This is a genomic window from Clostridium sp. UBA1652, assembly GCF_002320975.1.
Lineage (GTDB): Bacteria > Bacillota > Clostridia > Clostridiales > Clostridiaceae > Clostridium_T > Clostridium_T intestinale.
Genome location: NZ_DCLI01000087.1, coordinates 31,040 through 53,171 on the forward strand (window position 1 = coordinate 31,040; position 22,132 = coordinate 53,171).

Annotated in this window: 20 protein-coding genes; 3 read left to right on the forward strand and 17 right to left on the reverse strand. The window is 31.0% G+C overall.

What is annotated here, in order from left to right; all coding sequences use genetic code 11:
• Window positions 1–174: 174 nt before the first annotated feature.
• The 11 genes from rnr to B3N22_RS18920 form a co-directional block, all read right to left on the reverse strand.
• Entirely contained in the window at window positions 175–2,397 is a 2,223-nt protein-coding gene (gene rnr, locus B3N22_RS18870) for a ribonuclease R (RefSeq protein ID WP_286909543.1), read from the reverse strand.
• Window positions 2,398–2,525: 128 nt separating this feature from the next.
• Window positions 2,526–4,550, reverse strand: coding sequence for a sodium-translocating pyrophosphatase (locus B3N22_RS18875; RefSeq protein ID WP_286909545.1), 2,025 nt, complete (start codon window positions 4,548–4,550; stop codon window positions 2,526–2,528).
• A gap of 119 nt (window positions 4,551–4,669) precedes the next feature.
• A complete protein-coding gene (locus tag B3N22_RS18880) occupies window positions 4,670–4,870 on the reverse strand; it encodes a heavy-metal-associated domain-containing protein (protein WP_414632248.1) in 201 nt (66 codons plus the stop codon).
• 26 nt (window positions 4,871–4,896) lie between these two features.
• Window positions 4,897–7,359 (reverse strand): heavy metal translocating P-type ATPase, encoded by a 2,463-nt coding sequence (locus tag B3N22_RS18885; RefSeq protein WP_286909547.1) that lies wholly within the window; start codon window positions 7,357–7,359, stop codon window positions 4,897–4,899.
• A 129-nt stretch (window positions 7,360–7,488) separates the two neighbouring features.
• Entirely contained in the window at window positions 7,489–9,264 is a 1,776-nt protein-coding gene (locus tag B3N22_RS18890; protein WP_286909549.1) for a methyl-accepting chemotaxis protein, read from the reverse strand.
• A gap of 78 nt (window positions 9,265–9,342) precedes the next feature.
• Window positions 9,343–9,615 carry a GIY-YIG nuclease family protein gene (locus tag B3N22_RS18895; RefSeq protein WP_021800668.1) on the reverse strand — a complete coding sequence of 91 codons (273 nt, stop codon included), beginning with the start codon at window positions 9,613–9,615 and terminating at the stop codon, window positions 9,343–9,345.
• Window positions 9,616–9,680: 65 nt separating this feature from the next.
• Window positions 9,681–10,232: a hypothetical protein gene (locus tag B3N22_RS18900; protein WP_286909553.1), complete on the reverse strand. Its 552-nt coding sequence runs from the start codon at window positions 10,230–10,232 to the stop codon at window positions 9,681–9,683.
• 2 nt (window positions 10,233–10,234) lie between these two features.
• On the reverse strand, window positions 10,235–12,658 hold the full coding sequence (locus tag B3N22_RS18905; RefSeq protein ID WP_286909555.1) for a glutathionylspermidine synthase family protein: 2,424 nt from the start codon (window positions 12,656–12,658) through the stop codon (window positions 10,235–10,237).
• A 21-nt stretch (window positions 12,659–12,679) separates the two neighbouring features.
• Window positions 12,680–13,051 carry a hypothetical protein gene (locus B3N22_RS18910; RefSeq protein ID WP_286909557.1) on the reverse strand — a complete coding sequence of 124 codons (372 nt, stop codon included), beginning with the start codon at window positions 13,049–13,051 and terminating at the stop codon, window positions 12,680–12,682.
• A 21-nt stretch (window positions 13,052–13,072) separates the two neighbouring features.
• Entirely contained in the window at window positions 13,073–13,702 is a 630-nt protein-coding gene (locus B3N22_RS18915; protein WP_286909559.1) for a hypothetical protein, read from the reverse strand.
• A gap of 9 nt (window positions 13,703–13,711) precedes the next feature.
• On the reverse strand, window positions 13,712–13,885 hold the full coding sequence (locus tag B3N22_RS18920) for a hypothetical protein (protein ID WP_156337811.1): 174 nt from the start codon (window positions 13,883–13,885) through the stop codon (window positions 13,712–13,714).
• 148 nt (window positions 13,886–14,033) lie between these two features.
• On the opposite strand from B3N22_RS18920, the gene B3N22_RS18925 reads away from it, so the two are divergent.
• Together B3N22_RS18925 and B3N22_RS18930 are read left to right on the forward strand one after the other, a co-directional pair.
• Window positions 14,034–14,579 (forward strand): MORN repeat-containing protein, encoded by a 546-nt coding sequence (locus B3N22_RS18925; RefSeq protein WP_286909562.1) that lies wholly within the window; start codon window positions 14,034–14,036, stop codon window positions 14,577–14,579.
• A 71-nt stretch (window positions 14,580–14,650) separates the two neighbouring features.
• Window positions 14,651–15,346 (forward strand): nitrite/sulfite reductase domain-containing protein, encoded by a 696-nt coding sequence (locus B3N22_RS18930; RefSeq protein ID WP_286909564.1) that lies wholly within the window; start codon window positions 14,651–14,653, stop codon window positions 15,344–15,346.
• 43 nt (window positions 15,347–15,389) lie between these two features.
• On the opposite strand, the gene B3N22_RS18935 is transcribed toward B3N22_RS18930, so the two are convergent.
• The 6 genes from B3N22_RS18935 to B3N22_RS18960 all read right to left on the reverse strand — a co-directional run bounded on the left by B3N22_RS18935 (window position 15,390) and on the right by B3N22_RS18960 (window position 20,394).
• Complete coding sequence (locus tag B3N22_RS18935; RefSeq protein WP_286909566.1) at window positions 15,390–16,454, reverse strand: sulfate/molybdate ABC transporter ATP-binding protein; 1,065 nt, start codon at window positions 16,452–16,454, stop codon at window positions 15,390–15,392.
• Window positions 16,438–17,142, reverse strand: a complete 705-nt coding sequence (modB, locus tag B3N22_RS18940; RefSeq protein WP_286909568.1) for a molybdate ABC transporter permease subunit — start codon at window positions 17,140–17,142, stop codon at window positions 16,438–16,440. The genes B3N22_RS18935 and modB overlap by 17 nt, the downstream gene beginning before the upstream one ends.
• 24 nt (window positions 17,143–17,166) lie before the next feature.
• Window positions 17,167–17,973 carry a molybdate ABC transporter substrate-binding protein gene (gene modA / locus B3N22_RS18945; RefSeq protein WP_286909569.1) on the reverse strand — a complete coding sequence of 269 codons (807 nt, stop codon included), beginning with the start codon at window positions 17,971–17,973 and terminating at the stop codon, window positions 17,167–17,169.
• 248 nt (window positions 17,974–18,221) lie between these two features.
• Window positions 18,222–18,866 (reverse strand): amino acid ABC transporter permease, encoded by a 645-nt coding sequence (locus B3N22_RS18950; protein WP_414632249.1) that lies wholly within the window; start codon window positions 18,864–18,866, stop codon window positions 18,222–18,224.
• On the reverse strand, window positions 18,866–19,594 hold the full coding sequence (locus B3N22_RS18955) for an amino acid ABC transporter permease (protein WP_286909573.1): 729 nt from the start codon (window positions 19,592–19,594) through the stop codon (window positions 18,866–18,868). The genes B3N22_RS18950 and B3N22_RS18955 overlap by 1 nt, the downstream gene beginning before the upstream one ends.
• Window positions 19,594–20,394, reverse strand: a complete 801-nt coding sequence (locus B3N22_RS18960) for a transporter substrate-binding domain-containing protein (RefSeq protein ID WP_286909575.1) — start codon at window positions 20,392–20,394, stop codon at window positions 19,594–19,596. Before B3N22_RS18960 ends, B3N22_RS18955 begins: the two co-directional genes overlap by 1 nt.
• 178 nt (window positions 20,395–20,572) lie before the next feature.
• Between B3N22_RS18960 and B3N22_RS18965 the strand changes: the two genes are divergently transcribed.
• Window positions 20,573–22,012: a DDE-type integrase/transposase/recombinase gene (locus B3N22_RS18965; RefSeq protein WP_286909577.1), complete on the forward strand. Its 1,440-nt coding sequence runs from the start codon at window positions 20,573–20,575 to the stop codon at window positions 22,010–22,012.
• Window positions 22,013–22,132: the final 120 nt, after the last annotated feature.

A 22,132-nucleotide genomic window follows, 5' to 3' on the forward strand; every position in this document is an offset into this window, starting at 1 on the left:
AATAATCAAGTTAAAACGTATACTCTTTCAAAAAACTACAAGAATAATTATATAGTATTGTTAATTGTTAAACAACGAAGTCAATATTTGTCTTGCTTATGTAGGATTAGAGAAACTTATAATAAAATTTTAAATTTAATTAAAACAATAATTAAAGGTAGGCTTAATGCCTACCTAAAAAACTTCCTCTTCACTTTTTGATTCTTCATTTGTGTCAACATATTCCTCTAAACCCTGCTTATTAAAGTCTTTGATGTCAAAGTTCTCCTCTGTTTTTTCTTCATCTTTAATAAGTTTAAAGAAAATTTCTCTGTTAGGAATATCCACCTTTTCACACCTAATTTTAACATCATCACCCAATCTATATATGTTTTTAGTTCGTTCTCCTATTAAACATAAATGATTTTCATCATATATATAATAATCATCATCTAAATCGCTTATATGAACTAAGCCTTCTATTGTATTAGGTAATTGTATGAATATTCCAAAGCTTGTAACAGAGGATATTATTCCTTCGAACTCTTCCCCTATTCTATCTAACATATATTCTGCTTTCTTTAGATCATCTACTTCTCTTTCTGCTTCTTGTGCAACTCTTTCCATTTCTGATGATTGTTTAGCTGCATAATCCACAATATTAACAAGTTTGGTGCTTCTTCCCTCATCAACTTTTCCATGAAGATGTTCTTTTATTATTCTATGAATTTGAAGATCTGGATATCTTCTAATAGGTGATGTAAAGTGGCAATAATATTTAGCTGCTAATCCAAAGTGTCCTGTACATTCTGGAGAATATCTTGCTTGCATCATAGAGCGTAGTAACAATGTACTTACTACAGTTTCTTCTTTTTTACCTTTTACTTCATCTAATACATCCTGTAACAATCTAGGGTGAACTTCTTGTGTCCATCTTACTGGATATCCTAGGTTATATATGAATTCTTTAAATTTATCTAATTTCTCTGTATCTGGGTCTTCATGTATTCTATATACAAACGGAAGTTTAGTCCAGAACATATGCTCAGCCACTGTTTCATTACATACAAGCATAAATTCTTCTATAATTCTATTTGCTATTTCTCTGTCATATGGTTTTATATCTATCGGTTTTCCTTGATCATTTAATATGATTTTAGATTCTTCAAATTCGAAGTCAATTGCTCCTCTTTTTAACCTCTTATTATTAAGGATATGACAAAGCTCTTCCATAGCCTTAAAGTCTTCATATAAATACTCATATTTTTCTATTAAATCCTTATCTCCATCCTTAAGTATTTTAGTAACATCAGTGTAGGTCATTCTTTCAGATGTTTTAATTACTGACTCATATATTTCATGATCAATAACCTTACCGTCTTTGTTTATTATCATGCTACAACTTAATGTTAATCTATCAACTTTAGGATTTAATGAACATATTCCATTAGATAACTTTTTAGGAAGCATAGGGATAACTCTATCTATTAAATATACAGATGTAGCTCTCTTTAATGCTTCTTTATCTAAAGGATTTTTTTCTCTAACATAATGAGTAACGTCTGCTATATGGACTCCTAATTTATAAGTTCCATCTTTTAATTTCTCAATGGATACAGCATCATCTAGATCTTTAGCATCTTCTCCATCAATAGTTACCATTTTTATATTTCTAAGGTCTTTTCTTCCTTTTAAATCTTTATCTGAGATTTCTTCTTCTATACCTTCTACAAAGTTAAGAACCTTATCTGGAAATTCTTCCGGAAGTCCATATTTTTTAATAATCGTTAGTATATCTAGCCCTTTTTCACCTTTTTTACCTAAAACCTCTGTAACTACGCCTTCTGGATTTCTTCTTTGATCTGCCCATTTAACTATTTCAACTATAACTAGATCTCCAGTTTCGGCTCCATTTCTATCCTTTCTAGATATAAAAACATCATTTTGAATCCTCTTATCTTCTGGAACTACAAATCCAAAATTTTTAGAATCTTCATATACTCCTACAAAGCTTCTATTAGCTCTTTCTATTACTTCTCTTATTTCACCTTCACATTTTTTAGCTCCAACATCTTCTTTAAGAATCTTTGCTACTACTCTGTCTCCATTTAAGGCCCCATTCATGTTCGAACTTGGAATAAACACGTCTTGTCTGCCTTCTTCATCAGGTATTAAAAAACCGAAGCCTTTTTGATGAACCTGAAGTTTACCAGTTATTAAACCCATTCTTTCTGGAACACCTAACTTATCATTTTTATTCCTAATAATTAAGCCTTCTCTTTCCATAGATTTAATACATTTTTTAAATGCTTTATACTCATCTCTTTGTATATCAAAAACTTGGCTTAATTCTTGTATATCCATTGGCCTGTAAGCCTGTTCTTTCATGAAATTTAATATTGTTTCTTTTATTCCCATTTATTGTCCTCCGTATACTTGGATTTGTTTATATTCTTCACATTATAAATTATTATAATTCAAGAAATATTTACTAGTTCATTATATCACAAAACTATGGAATAAAAGAATACATGCCATCTTAAGGTCTATTTAAATAAATTTAACAAAACTCCTCCATATTCTGCAATCAAAGGTGCAAATACCAAAGATACTATAGTCATTAATTTTATCAATATATTCATAGATGGTCCTGAGGTATCTTTAAATGGATCGCCCACTGTATCTCCAGTAACAGCAGCTTTATGTGCATCACTACCTTTACCACCAAGTTCTCCTGACTCTATATATTTTTTAGCATTATCCCAAGCACCACCTGCATTAGCCATTAATATTGCCATTAATACACCTGTGGAAACAGCTCCACATAATAGTCCAGCTAAAGCATCCTTACCTAACAATAACCCTGTAGCTATAGGTATGATTATTGCCAATATTCCCGGTATTATCATTTCCTTTAAAGCAGCTTCTGTAGATATTTCAACACAGGTAGAGTAATCCGGATCATCTTTTCCCTCCATTATCCCTGGTTTTTCTCTAAATTGTCTTCTGACTTCTTCAACCATCTTTACTGCTGCTTTTCCTACAGATTCCATCGTAAGTGCACCAAATAAAAATGGAATCATTCCACCTATTAAAAGCCCCACCAATGTTAATGGATTTAATAAATCAATTTTTTCTATTTTTACACTTTGTGCATAAGAGGCAAATAGAGCTAAGGCTGTAAGTGCTGCTGAACCTATTGCAAATCCCTTCCCTATTGCAGCTGTAGTGTTCCCTACTGAATCTAACTTATCTGTTATATCTCTAATTGATTTGTCTAGTCCTGCCATTTCCGCTATTCCACCTGCATTGTCAGCTATTGGCCCGTAGGCATCCACAGCAACTACAATCCCAGTTGTAGATAACATTCCTACCGCAGATAATGCTATTCCATATAGCCCATTTAATGTTGTAGTATTTCCATCCATAGAGAAATATGCTACTAACACACCTATGCATATTAAAATTATAGGTGCCACTGTTGATTTCATACCTACAGCTAGACCAGCTATAATATTAGTAGCTGCTCCAGTTTTTGATTCATTAGCAATTTCTTTAACTGATCTATAGTCTGAAGATGTGTAAATTTCAGTTATTTTACCTATCAATATTCCTACTAAAATCCCTGACAAAACAGCCACAAATCCTTTATAACTATCTAGATAATATTTACTTAAAAAAGCTGCTGCTACCATGGTTATAGCTGATGCAATATATGTTCCTCTATTTAAAATCTTTTGGGGATTATCGCCCTTACTGCATCTTATAGAAATAGAACCTATTATACAAGCTATTACCCCTATGCCACATAATGCAATAGGATATAGTGCCTCTTCATTACCTTTAGTTATATTAATTATTAATCCCAATGTTATAGCTGAAATAATAGCTCCTACGTAAGATTCAAACAAATCTGCACCCATCCCAGCAACATCACCAACATTATCACCAACGTTATCTGCAATTACAGCTGGATTTCTAGGATCATCCTCTGGAATTCCAGCTTCAACCTTTCCTACTAGATCCGCTCCAACATCTGCAGCTTTTGTATATATGCCGCCTCCAACTCTAGCAAAAAGCGCTATAGAAGAAGCACCAAGTCCAAATCCGGTTACATACTCTCCATTAAATTTAAATATAATTAGCAATAAACTCAATCCAAGTATACCTAATCCTACTACTGATAACCCCATTACTGAACCTCCAGAAAATGCATAAGATAAAGCCTTACTTATCCCTTCTTTCGCACCCTCTGTAGTTCTGACATTAGCCTTTACCGCTACCTTCATCCCAATAAACCCTGATAATATAGAGAATAATGCTCCTGTTAAAAAGCAAATAGCTGTGTTTATGTTTAGAAAAATAGAAATAGCTACAAATACTACTATAATAAATACCGCTAAATATCTATACTCCTTTTTCAAAAATGCCATAGCTCCATCTTGTATATAGGATGAAATTTCATTCAATTTTTTATCCTTTACCTCCTTTTTTCCAATCCAACTTGCAGTTAAGAATGAAAATATTAAGGCAATAATGCCTATTCCACTTGTTACCCATAGTGGGTTCATAAAAATTCCTCCAAACATTTATTATTCTCTACATTATTATTATTTTATTTTCCAATATATACAGAAAAAGAGATGCCACTATTAAAATAGTTTAGCATCTCTACTTTTAGAAAAATTGATTATTCTATTGATATAACATCATATCCTGCATCATCTATAGTTTCTCTTAAAATTTCATCTGATGCATCGCCGTCTATTGTAGCTGTTTTAGCTTCTAAGTCTACAACAGCTGAAGTTATTCCATCTAATTCACTTAAAGCCTTCTCTACTCTAGCCTTGCAATGCCCACAAGACATTCCTTCTATTGTTATTTTCTTCATTATTTATTCCTCCTTAAATTATATATCTATTTAACAGGTTTAAATCCCTTAAGTCTTAAAGCATTTAATAACACTGATACTGAACTAAAACTCATAGCTAATGCTGCTATCATTGGATTTAATAGTCTTCCACCTAAAGCATACCATATTCCCATAGCAACTGGAATTCCTAAAGTATTATAGGCAAATGCCCAGAACAAGTTTTCCTTTATATTTTTTATTGTTTTCTTACTTAGTTGAATAGCAGTAGGTACATCCATAAGATCACTTCTCATTAAAACTATATCTGCTGATTCTATAGCCACATCAGTTCCCGAACCTATTGCAATTCCTATATCAGCTTTAGCTAAGGCTGGTGCATCATTTATACCATCTCCAACCATGGCAACTTTTAAGCCTTGATTTTGTAGTCTTTCAACTTCCTGCGCTTTATTTTCTGGTAAAACTTCAGCTATTACTGTATCTATTCCTACTTGTCTAGCTATAGCTTCAGCTGTGTTCTTATTATCTCCAGTTAACATAGCAACTTTTATTCCCATTTTATGAAGTGTTTCTACTGCCTTTTTTGAGCTCTCCTTTAAAGTATCTGCAACAGCAATAATACCTATAAGCCTACCTTCTTCTGCTACATACATAGGAGTTTTTCCTTCTTTAGCTAATTTGTCTGAAGCTTCACTAAAACTACTAAGGTGTATACTTTCTTCATTCATTAATTTTAAATTACCTAATACAAATCTCTTACCATCTATGATTCCTTCAATACCTTTTCCTGAAATAGCATTAAAGTTATCTACTTTTTTAAATTCTAAGTTTCTCTCCTCAGCACCCTTTACTATAGCTTCTCCAAGAGGATGTTCTGATCCTTTTTCTGCACTTGCGGCATATATTAATAATTCATTTTCATCATATCCATTAGTTATTATATCTGTAACCTTAGGTTTTCCTTCTGTTATAGTACCTGTTTTATCGAATACTATAGTTTGAATTTTATGAGTGGTTTCTAGTGCTTCTCCACCTTTAATTAATACACCATTCTCTGCACCTTTACCTGTACCTACCATAATTGCTGTAGGTGTTGCAAGCCCTAATGCACAAGGGCAAGCAATTACTAAAACTGATATAAATATACTTAAAGAGAATATAGGTCCTTTTCCTACAAAATACCATACTCCCGCTGATAATATAGCTAAAGTTATAACTACTGGTACAAAGTATCCTGATATTATATCTGCAAGTTTTGCTATTGGAGCCTTAGTCCCTTGAGCATCCTCAACTAGCTTTATAATTTGCGCTAATGCTGTATCTTTTCCAACCTTTGTTGCTTTATATTTTATAGAACCATTTTTATTTATTGATGCTCCTATAACCTTTGAGCCAATAGTCTTTTCAACCGGAATACTCTCTCCAGTAAGCATAGATTCATCTATAGAGGTTAACCCTTCTACTACTTCTCCATCTACAGGAAGTTTTTCGCCTGGTTTAACTAATATTACATCTCCTACTATAACTTCATCTATAGGAATCACTAATTCTTTTCCATTTTTAATTATGGTTGCAGTCTTAGGTGCTAGACCCATAAGCTTTTTTATAGCCTCTGAAGTTCTTCCTTTAGTTATACTTTCTAAATATTTTCCTAAAGTAATTAAGGTTAAGATAGTAGCTGCAGATTCAAAATATAAATCCATAGTATAATCATGGTTTCCTTGAGATATTTGGTATATCGCAAATAATCCATATAACACTGCTGCTAAACTACCTATAGCAATCAATGAATCCATATTAGGATGTCCTGAATATAAGGATTTGAATCCTACCTTAAAGAACTTTTGTCCTGCTACTACTACAGGAATAACCAATATTAATTGAATAATAGCAAAATTCATGGGATTATGCATAGGCTCTATAATACTTGGAAGCATAAGTCCCATCATATGTCCCATAGCTATAACCAATAGAGGTATTGTAAATACAGTAGAAACTATGAACCTTTTCCACAATGCTTTAGATTCTTTTAACTTAGTATCTTCTTTTTCTTCTATTTTTTGTTCCTTTTCTATTGCTTTATATCCTGCTTTTTCTATAGCTGCTACTATTTCAGCAGTTCTAACCTTTGAAATATCATACTCTATAGTAAGCTTTTCTGTAGCATAATTAACATTTCCACTATTTACTCCATCTAGTTTATTAACAGCTCTTTCTACAGCTTTAGCACAAGCACTACAAGTCATTCCTTGTATATCCAAAGTTTTATTTATAAGTTCAACTTTAACTTCTGACTCTAAGTCTATAGCTTTAAATCCTGCTTTTTCTACAGACTTAATAATGTTATCCTCTGATAAAACTCCTTCATCATAGGAAATTGTTAATTTCTCTGTTGCTAAATTAACAGATGCACTTGAAACTCCTTGAAGTTTTTTTGAAGTTCTTTCTACTGCATTTGAACAAGCAGCACAGGTCATTCCCTCTATTTTAAAAACTTTTTCTTTCATAATTCCCTCCTATTCACACACCCACCCCCAGGGGGAGGTCTATATATTTAAATTATCATATAATGAGACAAATGTAAAGAGGGTATTATGAGAAATGATTTCAATATCCACCTCATAATACCCTCTTTTTTAAATATTAAATTTATTTATTATCTCATCCAAATCTGAAGAAATCGCCTTTAACTGTTCCGCTAATACTACTGCAATTTCTGTTGTAGCATTTTGTTCTTGCATAGAAGCCGACACTTCTTCCAATCCAGCTGCGGATTCCTCTGTTATTGCTGATACTGATTGAATAGAATCCATTACTCCATTTTTATCTTTATCCACTGAATTTATATTCGTATACAGGTTATTAATTTTCTCCAATGAGTTATCTGTACTATTTTCAATTAAGTTAAATACCTCAGTAGTATCATTAACTGCAGAGTTTACTGCCACTAATAATTCTCTACCTTTATCCATACTCTTTTGAGAATTGTTTACCTCAAGCTGAATTTCTTTAATAACAGCTGCTATTTCTTTAGTTTCATTGTTTACTTCTTCTGAGAGCTTCCTAACTTCATCTGCAACTACAGCAAAACCTCTTCCTTGCTCCCCAGCTCTCGCTGCTTCAATAGCTGCATTTAAAGCTAAAAGATTAGTTTGTTCTGCGATTTCACCTATTTTATTAACTATGCTACCTATGGATGTTGATTGATTCCAAAGCGCATATATATTTTGTCCTATATCTTCTAAAGCTAATTTATTCTCTTCAAATTTATTAACTAATATATCTAAACTATCTCTTCCTTTAGTATTAGCTTCCTTAGTATTCTTCGATATGTTTTTAAGTTCTTCAGCCCCACTAACTACATGTGATATCTTATCAGTAAAGTTGTTAAATATATCTACTATATCCTGATAATTTTTCGCTTGTTCAACTGATCCTTTTGCTAACTCTTCCATAGTTGCTGAAATAGCTTGTATACCATTTGAGGTATTTTCAGCTCCCTCTAAAGAAACTATTGAGTTAGTAGACAAACTTTCTGCATGTTCCTTTAAATTTTCTATTATTTCTCTAATTTCTTTTCTTAGGTTTATAACCGCTTCTGCCATAATACCCGTTTCATCTTTATAATTCTTAATAACTTCAAAACTCTCATCATAAGCTAAATCAAGCTTAGATGTTTTATTAACTAATTCAGTAACCTTTAATATTGGTTTTGAAATTCTCTTTCCTACAATCCAACCTATTGCTATTGCCGCAATAATGATTGCTCCTATTATTGTTATGAGTGTAACAACTTGCTTTGATATCATTTCAGAAATTATATTTGATTCTTCTAATATAGTATTATCTATTGTATCTATATAATTCCCTGTTCCTACAACCCATCCAAAAGGCTCATAATATTTACTATATGCTCTTTTTGCAGATGCTTCTGATTCCCCAGCTTTAGGAAAATAGTATTCTGTATATCCACCATCAGCATTTTGTCCATTTTTAATTATTTCTTTAATGAAATACGTGCCATTTGCATCTTTAGACTCATATCTATTTGTTCCTTCTACAGATTGACCTAACATAGCTACATTAGTTCCATCAACATTATCTGCCCAAAAATAACCCTCTTTACCATATCTTATGGTTCTTAGTAGAGCTGCACCTTCTGATTTAGCCTCTTCTAAAGTTATTTCCCCTTTTTTATATTTATTATCTACTCCATCTAACATTGTTATAACTGTTTCAACTTGTTCTTTTATTGTTTGATTATATGTATTTAACATCTGTTCTTTTTTACTGTTTAGAAATCCTTGCTTTATGGAATCTATTTGTAATACTGATGTTAATCCTGTTATTATACCTGTACTTATTGCTATTAACATTGTAAGTAACACTATTTTTGTCCCTATTTTTTTCATTTTTATCCTCCCGTAAAATTCTACGTATAATAAATAATAATTATTCTTATTTATTTATCGAATATAAACTAAAAATACTTATACTTTTTTCGAAATATTTTCTCTTCCATTATAATCCTGTATAAGTTTGTCTTTATCTTTGCGCAGTAACTTTTTTATTTCATATTCCCTCTTCATAGCTTCTTGTTTACTTTCAAACTCCTCATAATATTTTAGTTTAACAGGTCTCCTGCCTTTAGTGTATTTAGCTCCTGTTCCACCGTTATGTTTTTCTATTCTTTTGTTTAAATCATTTGTCCATCCAGTATAATAACTTCCATCTGAACATTCTAGTATATATGTATAATTCATTATTTCCCCCAGCCCAAATTCATTAAAATAGGTTAGTAATTTATTCTCATTACTAACCCTATAAATCAAATGTTCATATCCTTAACTTGAGTAATATCACAATAGATTTTATAATAATAAGTCTTAACCTTTTTGCCTTCATTATTTTCATAAAGTCTATTATAAACTGTAACTTTTCCATTATTTAAATATTCACTAGATAGTACTATTTCTCCCTGAACTTCAGTTATTTCAGTATCATAAGATACTACCCCATTTTTGTTTACACAAAATATAAATCGCTTCTCTCCATTTAATTCACTTCTCCCTAAGACTACACCTTCAAAAACCTCAAGACTATAAGTCTCTAGTATATTATCTTCATATTTTGAGCTTGAATCTACTCCTAAAGATTTTAGATACGCTTTTCCACTAAAAACAGATATTGTTTGTTCACTTGTAACAATTACTATAACAATAGTTATAATTACTAGTAAACCTATTGCTACAAAACCAGCACCTACTATTTTACTAATACTTGGTGACCTAGTTCCTATTATAGGTTTCTTGTCATACTTATACTTTTTATGATTTCTAAGTTTTTTTAATCTTCTTAATTTTTTCAGTTTTCTTCTCATACCTAATCTTTAATCCCTTTCATTAAAGTAATAAAAGTACAATCTTTTGAGGTGACTTCTCCTCCTATTCTTGTGTAAACTCCTGCAAATTCATCTCCAGTAAAATATGTACCTATAACTACAAATTCTCCATCTTCATTCCCTTTTTGAAAAACTCTCTCCTGAAAAATTATATCCTCATCAGGAATTTTCTCCAAATCATGACTAAGCGTAATCTTTTTGCCTTCTCTTCCTAAAATGGGCTTAATCAAAAACTCATTTGACTTTAATTCATTAAAATCGAAAGTAGTAAAAGGTATATATTTTTTTATAAATCCGAGTTCCTCTATTGTGTAAAAATCTCTTTCTATAAGTGCATATATTATTGAGAAAAAGCTTTTTGATTGCATAATTATAGTGTTAATAGGATTTAAGAAAAACACTTTGTCGTTAACTAAGCTTATGAGATTTTTTAAGTTAGCATTATCTTCTTTAATAAACCAGTCAAGTGGATAATACCTGAAAATTATATCAACCTCAGTTCCATAAAGATAAACCTTCTCTCCCTCAATTACTAAGTCTTCTATATTTCCATAAATACAACTATAATCAGATGTTTCTTTAAAAATCCTATAAAGAGCATTTGTATTTACCCAATCTTCATAATAAGTTAAAGCTACAAAGGCAATGGTAGGATTATCTACATCGTAGCTTTCTACAAGCCTCTTTCCTTGACTTATTATCTTCCTCTTTAAGTCTTTATTAATTCTTTCAAAGCCCTCATCTATTTCGCATTCTTTTAGGATAATTTCTTCCACATATACAGCTTCACATATTCCCGCTGGCGTCTCTCCGTTAATCTCTAGAACTTTCCAATTATCATGTATGTCTAATATCCAGTCCATCCTTCCTATAAAAGAAAGTTCACTGGATAATTCTTTTTTCATTAATTCACCAAGCCCATTAATACTTAAAATATCCTCATATAAATTTATATTTTCTAATAAATGATTTCTAGTTTTCTTAAATATCTTCAAAAGTTTTTCTGAAGCATATTTCAGTTCATTAAACTTTTCTTCTTCTAAAATTGCAAGTGATGTTCTTATATAAGGTTTATCATGAGAGTATATTCCTGTAAACTCCCCGTCTATAACCATCTTTGTCTCTATATCTTCTATATATAAATCAGTATCTTTCTCTTTAAAAACTTCCTCTTTTACTCCTATAGGTGTAAACCAAGTATAGTCGTCTACAGTTAAGTAATCTGGATTCCATCTAACACACATACCTATAACTTTATCATTAGATAAAAAAACTCCATAATTCCCATAACCTTTAGTTGATCTTCTAAAATTCCCATCATAATAATAACTCAATTCTCTTTTTTGTTTACAAAATTCTTGAAGTATAAAAGGTTTAATATACATTTCATTTTTAATATATTCAATTGACTGTTCCCACTCTATTTCACTATGTAAGGAACCTATAAAAACATCCTCGCTATATCTTCCGTATATAGGTTTTATAACAAAATCATTTTTTCTCTTTATTGCTTTTTCTATATTAAAATTTGTTAATTCTTCTGTATATGGGAGAGTTTTAATTATTACTTCTCTCTCTTTTTCATTTAATCTACTATCCTTATTATCAACTAACTTCCAAAGGTATGAGTAAAGATTTTTGCACTGAGAAATTATTACTCTAGGATCATTTAATATTAAAATCTTATTATCATTAAATAAAGTTAGCAACTTGTTTATATCTTTTATCTCATATAAATATTCAGTTGGATAAAGCCTTAATATTATTTCTATTTTATTATCAAAACAAAAAGCCTCATCATTATCCACATATATATTTTCAGCTCCAGTTATAATAATTTTAATATCATCTCTATATAGCTGTTCTTGAAATAATAGTGCTAAATGTGCCTCCTCATAATGTGCTGGATCTACTAAAAATGCTACATTTATATTTTTAGATTCATAATATTTATCTTTAATATCATAGAAATTTCCTATTATCTTGTTATAGAAGCCGTTATTTACGTTATTATGTTCTAACGTTTCTTCTGCTACCATACATTCTCTCTCAGCACATGGCTTATCATAATTTAATTCACTATAAAATATACTCTTATCCTTATTTTCCGCTCTTATAAAACCATCAAATCTACTCCAAAAAACAGGTATAGGTTCTCTTGTAAGAGATATTATTTCCTCCATGTAGTTAAACTTTGGAATATATTTTTTAAAATCACTAAACTCAGAATTGATTCCATTTTGAACCCTTAGTGCTATATTGTTTATATGTTTAGCAGTTTCTATAAACTCTTCATAGATTTTAGGCTTCATAAAATAAGGAATATCTGAGTATACATTTTTAAAGCTCTTAGAATGAATGAGTTTATAGTGAAAAAGAAGTTTGTCCCAATAATCTTTATACATAATAATATCCTTCCTAGGCTTTTAAGAAGATGAGCTTTCTCTAATAAATGATGAATATCCTTTAGATTTTGAATTCTTATCTGTTGAATTATATTTAGTATCATCATTATTTGTTGATGCATTTTTCCATGTAAGCCATCCTGTGCTTCTATACCCTATACCATGGGTAGAAGAACCCCCACTGCTATTATTATTTTGTTCATCTATTTCTGAGTTTTTAGGAAAAATGAAAGGTGTGTCTCCAGTTCCGTGATATGCAGTGTCTTCTGTATCTTCTCCTATTGTCTCTTGAATCTTAGGATCATTACACCCAAGAAAAATACTAGGTGCTCCTACTGTTACTGTAGTTATCAATGTAAGTGATATAGCTTTTTTCTTCCACTTTTTCTCCATTAATTCTCCTCATTATATAAATTACTCTATTAAGTGTACTTCAAGTTTAAGTTCACTACTTTTAATATAATCTATATATTCCTTAATATCTATTTTTATTGGCGCTTTAGAAATCACTATGACTTTATCTATTCCAGCCTTGATAAAATCCTCAATGTACGGCATCTCCTCTTCTGTGAGCCTGTACTGATTGTTAAAATATTCTCTTTGATTATATTCTCTATCACTAAATCTATCATAGTCTAAAAATATTCCATACTTACTACTTTCATTTTTTAATCCATAAGAATATTTAATCAGTTTATTAAGCATATCCTTGCTTCCAACAACTCCATTCGAATGAAATATATGAGCAAATATTAGTATTGGATTAATCATATATTCCTTATTTAAATTAAAAGCTAAATCTAAAGACCTTTCTCCATCAAAATCAAAAATAATAATCTCATCTTCTTTCTGATTTACTATTAAATCTTTAGAAAAATCATCTAATATATCATCAATGGTTTTCTTTTTTAAATCATCATCCAAAATTAAATCCTTAACTATATGTTTTGAAGACGCAAATGGAGTAGAAATTAAACTCCACTTAAACTTACCTAATCCACTTCTCCAATTTTCATAGACCTCATACATGTTAATATTAATCATAGGACTCCTCTATTTATATGTTACTGCAAATACATCTATCAAATTCACTATATGACTATAACCATCCTTATCTTCAATCATAAGATAATCTCCATCTCTTCTAACTGAAAAAGCTTCTAATTCTACATCAGGTTTTTCCAAATTGTATGCTGCTGGTGTTAAGTAAATATAACAACTCATCATAATATATCCCCCATTTATTTGTAATTTGTTTCACTAAAATATAATACCATAACTGATAAAATATTGAAATATATAATCATTTATATATTTACAAATAATATGCTATACTATAGATTATAAAACAAATGATTACAAGGAGATTGATATCATGAAATCTATTAATATAAAAAACTTAAATGCAGCAAAAATTAATTTTGTACCTACTTCAAACAATAATAGTCATCACGTTACTTCTGGCGTTTATAAAGGTGAACGAAAAGATGGCAAAAAACATGGCTTTGGAACATTTATATTTTCTAACGGTAGTAAATATGAAGGGTTCTGGAAAGACGATTTAATGGATGGTGAAGGAACTTTAACTTGGGCAGACGGAGAAAAATACATAGGTTCTTGGAAGAAAGATCTAAAAGATGGATATGGAATATATACTTGGCCTGATGGAGAAAGCTATATAGGCAGTTGGAAAGATGATGTTAAGTCTGGTCAAGGAATATATAACTGGGAAAATGGTGATAGTTATACTGGTGAATGGTTAAATGATACTTGTCACGGATATGGGATTTTGTCATATGTTGAAGGAGATAAGTACTTGGGTACTTGGGTCAATGATACGAAACATGGCAAAGGTCTAAAAATAAGTGAAACTGGTGAAGTTACTAATATAGAATATAAAGACAATATTGAAGTTCTGTAACCTAAGATACTTACAAAACCTATATTTTAAATTAAAATATATACATAAAGAACTTTTTATGGGGGATTTTTATGGCTTATTACGGCAATTTACAAAAAGTTAGAAATGGTGTAAGAACCTTTGGTATAACTCCACATATTCCAGGAGGTTTTATAACTCCTGATAAACTAATTAAAATTGGAGAGGTAGCTAAAAAATACAAGGGAGTTTTAAAATTAACTTCTGGTCAAAGAATTTTAATTACTAATCTTAAGGAAGAAGATCTTCCTTATATATGGGCTGAACTCGGTATGGAGCCTGCTGTAAAAAATATTTATTCCGTTAAAAATGTTGAGATATGTCCTTCTGCTTTTTGCAAAAGGTCTAAATCTAATATCATGGGTATAGGTATGAAAATATCTAAAAAATATCATGGAGCAGCTATGCCAAACAGAACAAAAATAGGAATTGCAGGCTGTAGAAATGCTTGTGGTGGTGTATATTCTAAAGATTTTGGAATAATAGCAGATGTTACAGGCTTTAGAGTAACTGTTGGTGGTTCTTCTGGATTTCATCCAAGGGTTGCTGATATTATAGGAATAGATTTACCTCAAGACGAAGCATATAGTCTTTTTGAAAAAGCTATTACTTATTATCAACTTAGTGCTAATTTTGGTGAAAAGGCTAGTGATTTTATTCTTAGAATAGGATTAGATAAGTTTAAAGAAGGTACTACTAAACAAGATTCTGATGACTTCGATTATAACAAAAAATTTTCTCTAACATAAAATAAGGATGTTTAACTTATATTGGTTAAACATCCTTATTACTTTAGGTTTCTCTCATAAGAATAACCTTATCATCTGGTATTATTATATTAAGTTCTTCTGTATTTCCCTGAAGTTTTTCCCACAAATCCTTTGATATCTCCCAATGTAAAAATTTATTTTTTCTTCCATACCTTATAATTTCTAAATATACTGTAGTACTAAAGGGTGTTTCACTAAATTCTACAATTCTACTTCTGTATATATTGTTTTCAGAATTATTTTCTGCTATCTTTATATGATGAGCCCTTATCCCTACGTAGGATATGTCTTCCTTTATCTTTTCTTTAGTGTATATTCTACATCCCCAATCTAATGCTTCTAGTTCATTATCTGATATTATTTTTACCTTAGAGAAATTTTTACACCCAGTTAACCTAGCTGAAATTACTGTTGGAGGCCTTTCAAATATTTCTTTTTTAGTTCCACTTGCTTCTTCTCTACCATTAGAGATAATCTTAATGTTATCACATATCCTATATACCTCGTCCATGTTATGAGACACAAATATTACTGTTCTTCCATAAGAATTAATCACATCCATTAATTCTTTTTCAACCTGACTTTTTAGAAAATTATCTAAAGCTGAAAATGGTTCATCTAATAACAAAATCTCTGGATCAACAGCTAAAGCCCTAGCAATAGCTACTCTCTGTTGCTGTCCTCCTGATAATTGTGATGGATATCTATTTTCTAATCCATTAAGCTGGAACATATTGATTTTATCTTGAGCTATTTTTTCTCTCTCTTTTTGCGATAAATCTTTTAATCCAAATTGAATGTTTTGCAAAACTGTCATATTTGGAAACAATGCATAGTTTTGAAATAAATAACCCACTTTCCTATTCTTTATAGGTACATTAATTCCTTTTTCTGAATCAAATAATGTTTTTCCATTTAATATTATTTTTCCTTTTGTAGGAGTTTCAATTCCAGCTATGCATTTTAAGGTCATGCTTTTCCCGCATCCTGATTGCCCCAATAAGCCAAGTGTTTCATTACCTATATTTAACTTAACTTTTAAAGTAAACCCTTGAAGGATCTTTTCTATGTCAACTAATAACGCCATAATTTTTCCCTCTTTTCTTAGACAGGTATTTACTTTGATACTCAGACCAATAATTCATTAAAATTATTACCGTAAAAGATATTCCTACTATAAGTAATACCCACATCAAAGCCTTATTCATTTCTCCACCTTCTGCTGCAAAAAATATAGCAACAGGTATAGTTTGAGTTTTCCCTGGTATATTACCAGCAATCATTAATGTTGCTCCAAATTCTCCTAAAGCTCTAGTGAAGGAAAGTATAGTACCTGCTGCTATTCCTGGCCAAGCAAGTGGAACTGTGACTTTCCAAAATATAGTCCATTCAGATGCACCAAGAGTTCTTGCTGCATTAGAAACATTTGAATCTATTTGTTCAAAAGCTCCTCTTGCTGTTCTATACATAAGCGGAAAAGTTACAACTACAGCTGCTAAAACAGTTGCAGACCATGAGAAAATAATCTGAGTATCTAATTTTTCAAGTATTGTTTTAAATGGTCCGTTTTTCCCGAATATAAGTAATAGAAAAAATCCAACTACTGTAGGTGGTAATACTAATGGCAATGTTAGTATTGAATCAAATAAACCTTTAAGCCTACCTTGATATTTATTCATAAGCTGCGCAATTAAAATTCCTATAAAAAATGTTATTATAGTAGAAACAAATGCTGTTTTTAAAGAAATCCATATAGGTGTTAAATCCATAGTCACTATTACACCACCTTAAATCATTAATTACTTCAAAGCACTAAATCCATATTTTTCGAATATAGCTTTTCCTGAATCGCTAGATATAAAATCCACAAAAGCTTTTGCTGCATCAACATTTTTACTGTCTTTCAAAACTGCTACTGGATAAATAGCCTTAGTATAACTTCCCTCTTCCGCTTCCTTAACTACTCTAACTTTATCAGATACTTTAGCATCTGTAGCATATACCATTCCAACATCTGCATTCCCTGTTTCTACCCATGCAAGAACTTCTTTTACATCTTTAGCATAAACCGTTTTACCTTGGATTTTATCAAATATTCCAAGCTTTTTTAAAGCTTCTTCTGAATACTGTCCTACTGGAACACTTTTTGTTTCTCCTAATGCAACCTTTTTAACACCGTCACTAGTTAAATCACTAAAATCCTTAATATTAGTATTATCCTTAGCCGTTATAAGTACAACCTTATTTTCTAATAAATCTTTTTTACTGTCTTTGAGTATTAAGTCTTTTTCTGTTAGTGAAGTCATTTGTTTTTGAGCAGCTGACATAAATATATCTACTGGTGCTCCTTGTTCAATCTGTTGTTGTAATGAACCTGATGAACCAAAATTATATGTAATAGTTACATTAGATTTTTCTTTTTTATATAATGTCTGTAATTCTGTCATAGCATCCTTTAAACTTGCTGCTGCGGATACTGTAATTGTTACTTCTGGTTCATTTGCCTGCTCTTTAGATGCTGAATCATCTTTTTTACTGCACCCTATTACTGAAAAAAGCATAGCTAGTACTAAAATTGTAGTAGTAATAATTTTTCTATTTTTCATTTTATAGCCCCCTTTAATTTATATATAAATAGCTTTAGCTATTTACAAACAAAAAAAGCACCTTGTTGTATATGAAAAATAACATAACACAACTCCGTGCTTATAAATAACTTATTGATATTACGTGATGTTATCTTTTATCACGTTTTGTTATTTTAAATTATATTTAAACTAGAATAAAATGTCAAGAAAAAAGAGTGATTATTAATTTATATAAATTAATAATCACTCTTTTTATACTAAATATACTATCCTTGCAATGACAATCTAGCATGTTGCGCTCTAAACACAATTGATATTAAATAATTAACTACAAAGTATATTAAAGCCACAGTTGCATATATTGTAAATACTTGTACTGGTGTAGAATAAGATCCCATCAAAATACTACTTTTACCATTCATCTCTTCAACACCTACTGCCCATAAAAATGATGTATCTTTTATGACAGTAACAAATTGAGAAAGCAATGCTGGTATCATATTTTTAAAAGCCTGTGGAAGTATTACATATCTTAAGGTCTGAAAGGTATTAAATCCCTGAGATTGAGCAGCCTCCCACTGACCCTTTTTAACTGAATTTAACCCACCTCTTACTATTTCACCTATTATAGCTGTAGTAAAGATTGTAAATGCTAGTATTCCTGCATTTATAGCTGGCATACGAACCACAAATCTTATAACTAATATCCATAAAAGAAGTGGTGTATTTCTAACTATTTCAATATATATTGAAGATAGCTTCCCTAATATACCCTTACTTGAACTTCTTAAAACTCCTAAAATAGTACCAAACACTATGCTTAAAAGTATTGATATTACAGATATATAGAGAGTTAACGAAAAACCTTGTAGTAAAAATTTAATATTAACAGGATTTAACACTTCTTTTATCATGCTGTCGCCTCCCTCTTATAGCTTAGGTCTGGTTCATCTTCTACTACATGTTGAATATTACTATAATCAGACGCCTCAAGTTTTCTTGCTAAAGTTGCTAATGGCAGACATATTGCTAAATATAATAATCCAGATACTACATATGCTGGTCCGTAATACATTCTATCCAGTGCCCATGAATCAGTTCTATACATTAAATCTCCTCCAGCTATTATAGCTAAAACTGAAGTATTTTTAATTAAGTTTACTGCCTGATTTGTTAATGGAGGTAACATAACCACTTTGGCTTGAGGTAATATTATATATCTCATAGCTTCCCAATAGTTAAAACCTTGAGAAAGTGCGGCTTCTAGCTGTCCTTTATTTATAGATAATATACCACCTCTAACAACCTCTGCAATATATGCTCCATGGTATATCCCTACACCTAATACTCCTATCGTTACTTCTGGCAATACTATATTAGCTATTAAAGGCAGTCCATTATATAAGAATAGTACTTGAATTAATAGTGGTGTGTTTTGAATAAATTCTACATACACTCTACTTATTACTTCTAAAATTTTAATCTTAGAAGCTGATAATATACCAAAAAATACTCCTAATACCAGAGCTAAAGCTAACCCTAAGAGAGATACTGTTAACGTTGTTAGGAAACCATCTCTAAATATTGTCCAATCTTTAAAAAGAGCTTCCCATTTAAACCACGCAAATGGTCCTGTCATTATTTAAGACCCCACTTAGTTTTCAACTTATCTAATTCTCCATTTGATTTTAATTCTTTAATTGTATCATCAATAACTTTTGCAAGTGCAGTATTATCTTTCTTAGAGGCTATACCATAATCTTGTGGTGAAAATTTGTCTGGCAATATTTCTGTACTATCATTCACATATCCAGATAAGATAGATCCATCAACAGAGAAACAATCTACTCTACCAGAAGTTAATGCAGTATTTATTTCTGGGTAACTAGCGAATTCTGAGAATTCTACTTTTATTCCAAGTTTATCAGCTTCTGCTTGTAGAGCAGTTTTTGAAGTTGCGCTTTGAGCAACCCCTATCTTTTTACCATCTAAGTCTTTAAAAGACTTAATTCCAGAATCCTTTTTAACAAGTAATCCAACAGCATCTACAAAGTATGGTTCTGAGAAGTTGTAACTTAGTTTTCTTTCTTCAGTGATTGTAAAAGTAGCTGCTATCATATCAGCTTCTCCACTATCAAGCAGTGGACCTCTAGTTTTAGCTGTAACAGCTTGAAGGTCAACCTTATTTTCATCTCCAAGAATTTTTTTAGCTACCGCTTTAGCTATATCAATTTCAAATCCTTCTATTTTCCCAGTTGAAGGATCCTTATATCCAAAGTTAGGAACATCAACCTTTACCCCAACTTTCAAAGTTCCCCTATCTTTTATAGCTTGTACCTCGTCTTTTGTACCTCCATCTCCAGTTGTTTTTCCTCCAGTAGAACATCCTGCAAGTGCTACTGATAAAGCTAGCACAAGAATAGTTGATAATTTTTTCATTTTTTAATCCCCCTTTAAAATTAGTTAGTGTAAAGTTTTTTACACTATTTTTTAAATTTATTCTTTATATATCAAGGGTTATAGAGTTTTTTACAACAAAAAAAACAATGACCCCCTAATTTCATGTTATAATTGAACCTTCGAAAACCCAAAAATCACATGAAAGGATGTCATTGTCTTGGATTCAATTATAACTTATTTATTTTTATATAATCAATATTTAATTAAAATTATTTGTGAATTAGTCTTATTTATTTCAAAGCATATACCTTTAAAACAACTGGCATTTGATGATTCTAATAGTCCAGAATACCAAAAGTTTAAGGTAGACAAGTTGCCTAAAATATTAAAATTTGAAAATGTAGACTATATTTTGCTCTTAGCTTACTACAAGCATAAGTACAACAAAACCGTAAATCCCTTCAAAAGACGTCCCGGTAAATCTATACCTGAAAAAACTACTTGCCCTAAATGTGGCGCTCCACACCAGTATATCTACGATAATAATGGTAGCCGTGGTCAGTTCCAATGTAAGGTTTGTAGGTTAACATTCAAGGAAAACAATCATTTAACTAAACCTTTAGTATTTATATGTCCATACTGTGGAAGTACTCTTGTTGAACAAAAAGAGCGTAAACATTTTAATATACACAAATGTAAAAACCTCAAATGCTCATACTACTTACGTAATCTTAAAAAGCTACCTAAGGATTTAGCTCCTTGTGATAAAAGCAAATATAAGCTTCACTATATTTATAGAGAGTTTACTCTTGATTTCTTTAAGATGGATTTACTTTCACTTCCTAATCGTGCTATTAATTTTAGCTTTAAGAAGTTTAATCCACATATTATGGGCCTATGTTTGACTTACCATGTTAACCTTAAACTTTCAACTAGGCAGACCGCTACCGCATTAGCGGAAGTACATGGTATAAAAATCTCACACACTATGGTTGCTACCTATGCATTAACTGCTGCAGCTGTAATCAAGCCTTTCGTAGATACTTTTGACTACAAGCCTTCTAATATCCTTTCTGCTGACGAAACTTACATCAAAGTGAAAGGTATTCGCCATTATGTTTGGATAGTTATGGATGCTTGTAAAAAGTCTATCTTAGGCTATCAAGTTTCTAATACACGAGCTGTAGGTCCTTGTATACTTGCTATGAGAATGGCTTTTGATAAATTTAAAGTTTTTCCTAACAAAGCTCTTAAATTTATAGCTGATGGATATAGCGCTTACCCTTTAGCTAAGCAACAGTTTGAACTAAACGAAGGTAAAGTATTCGATTTAACCCAAGTTATAGGCCTTAGCAATGATGATCCAGTATCCGAAGAACACCGCTGGATTAAACAAGTTGTAGAGCGGTTAAATCGTACTTTTAAGACTTCCTATCGGGTTACCTGCGGTTACGGGAGCGAAGATGGTGCCTTTTATGGCATCTCACTTTGGGTCGCATACTATAACTTTTTGCGTCCGCATCCATATAATTATTGGCGTCCTTTAAACGAGGTAAACGCGTTAAATATAGCTGATAATATGCCTTCTAAATGGCAAATTCTTATCAAGCTCGGTCAGCAAACTATTGTCCAAATGCAAGAAGCTAACTCTTCTTGATATTCAATAAAAGTAAATATTGATTTTTTTGCCTCCGCTACCGAAGGCCTTTTTGCCTTACCTAAATTTCAATATTTAATGCATAAATAAAACTAATCTTAAACATTTTGGCTACTAATT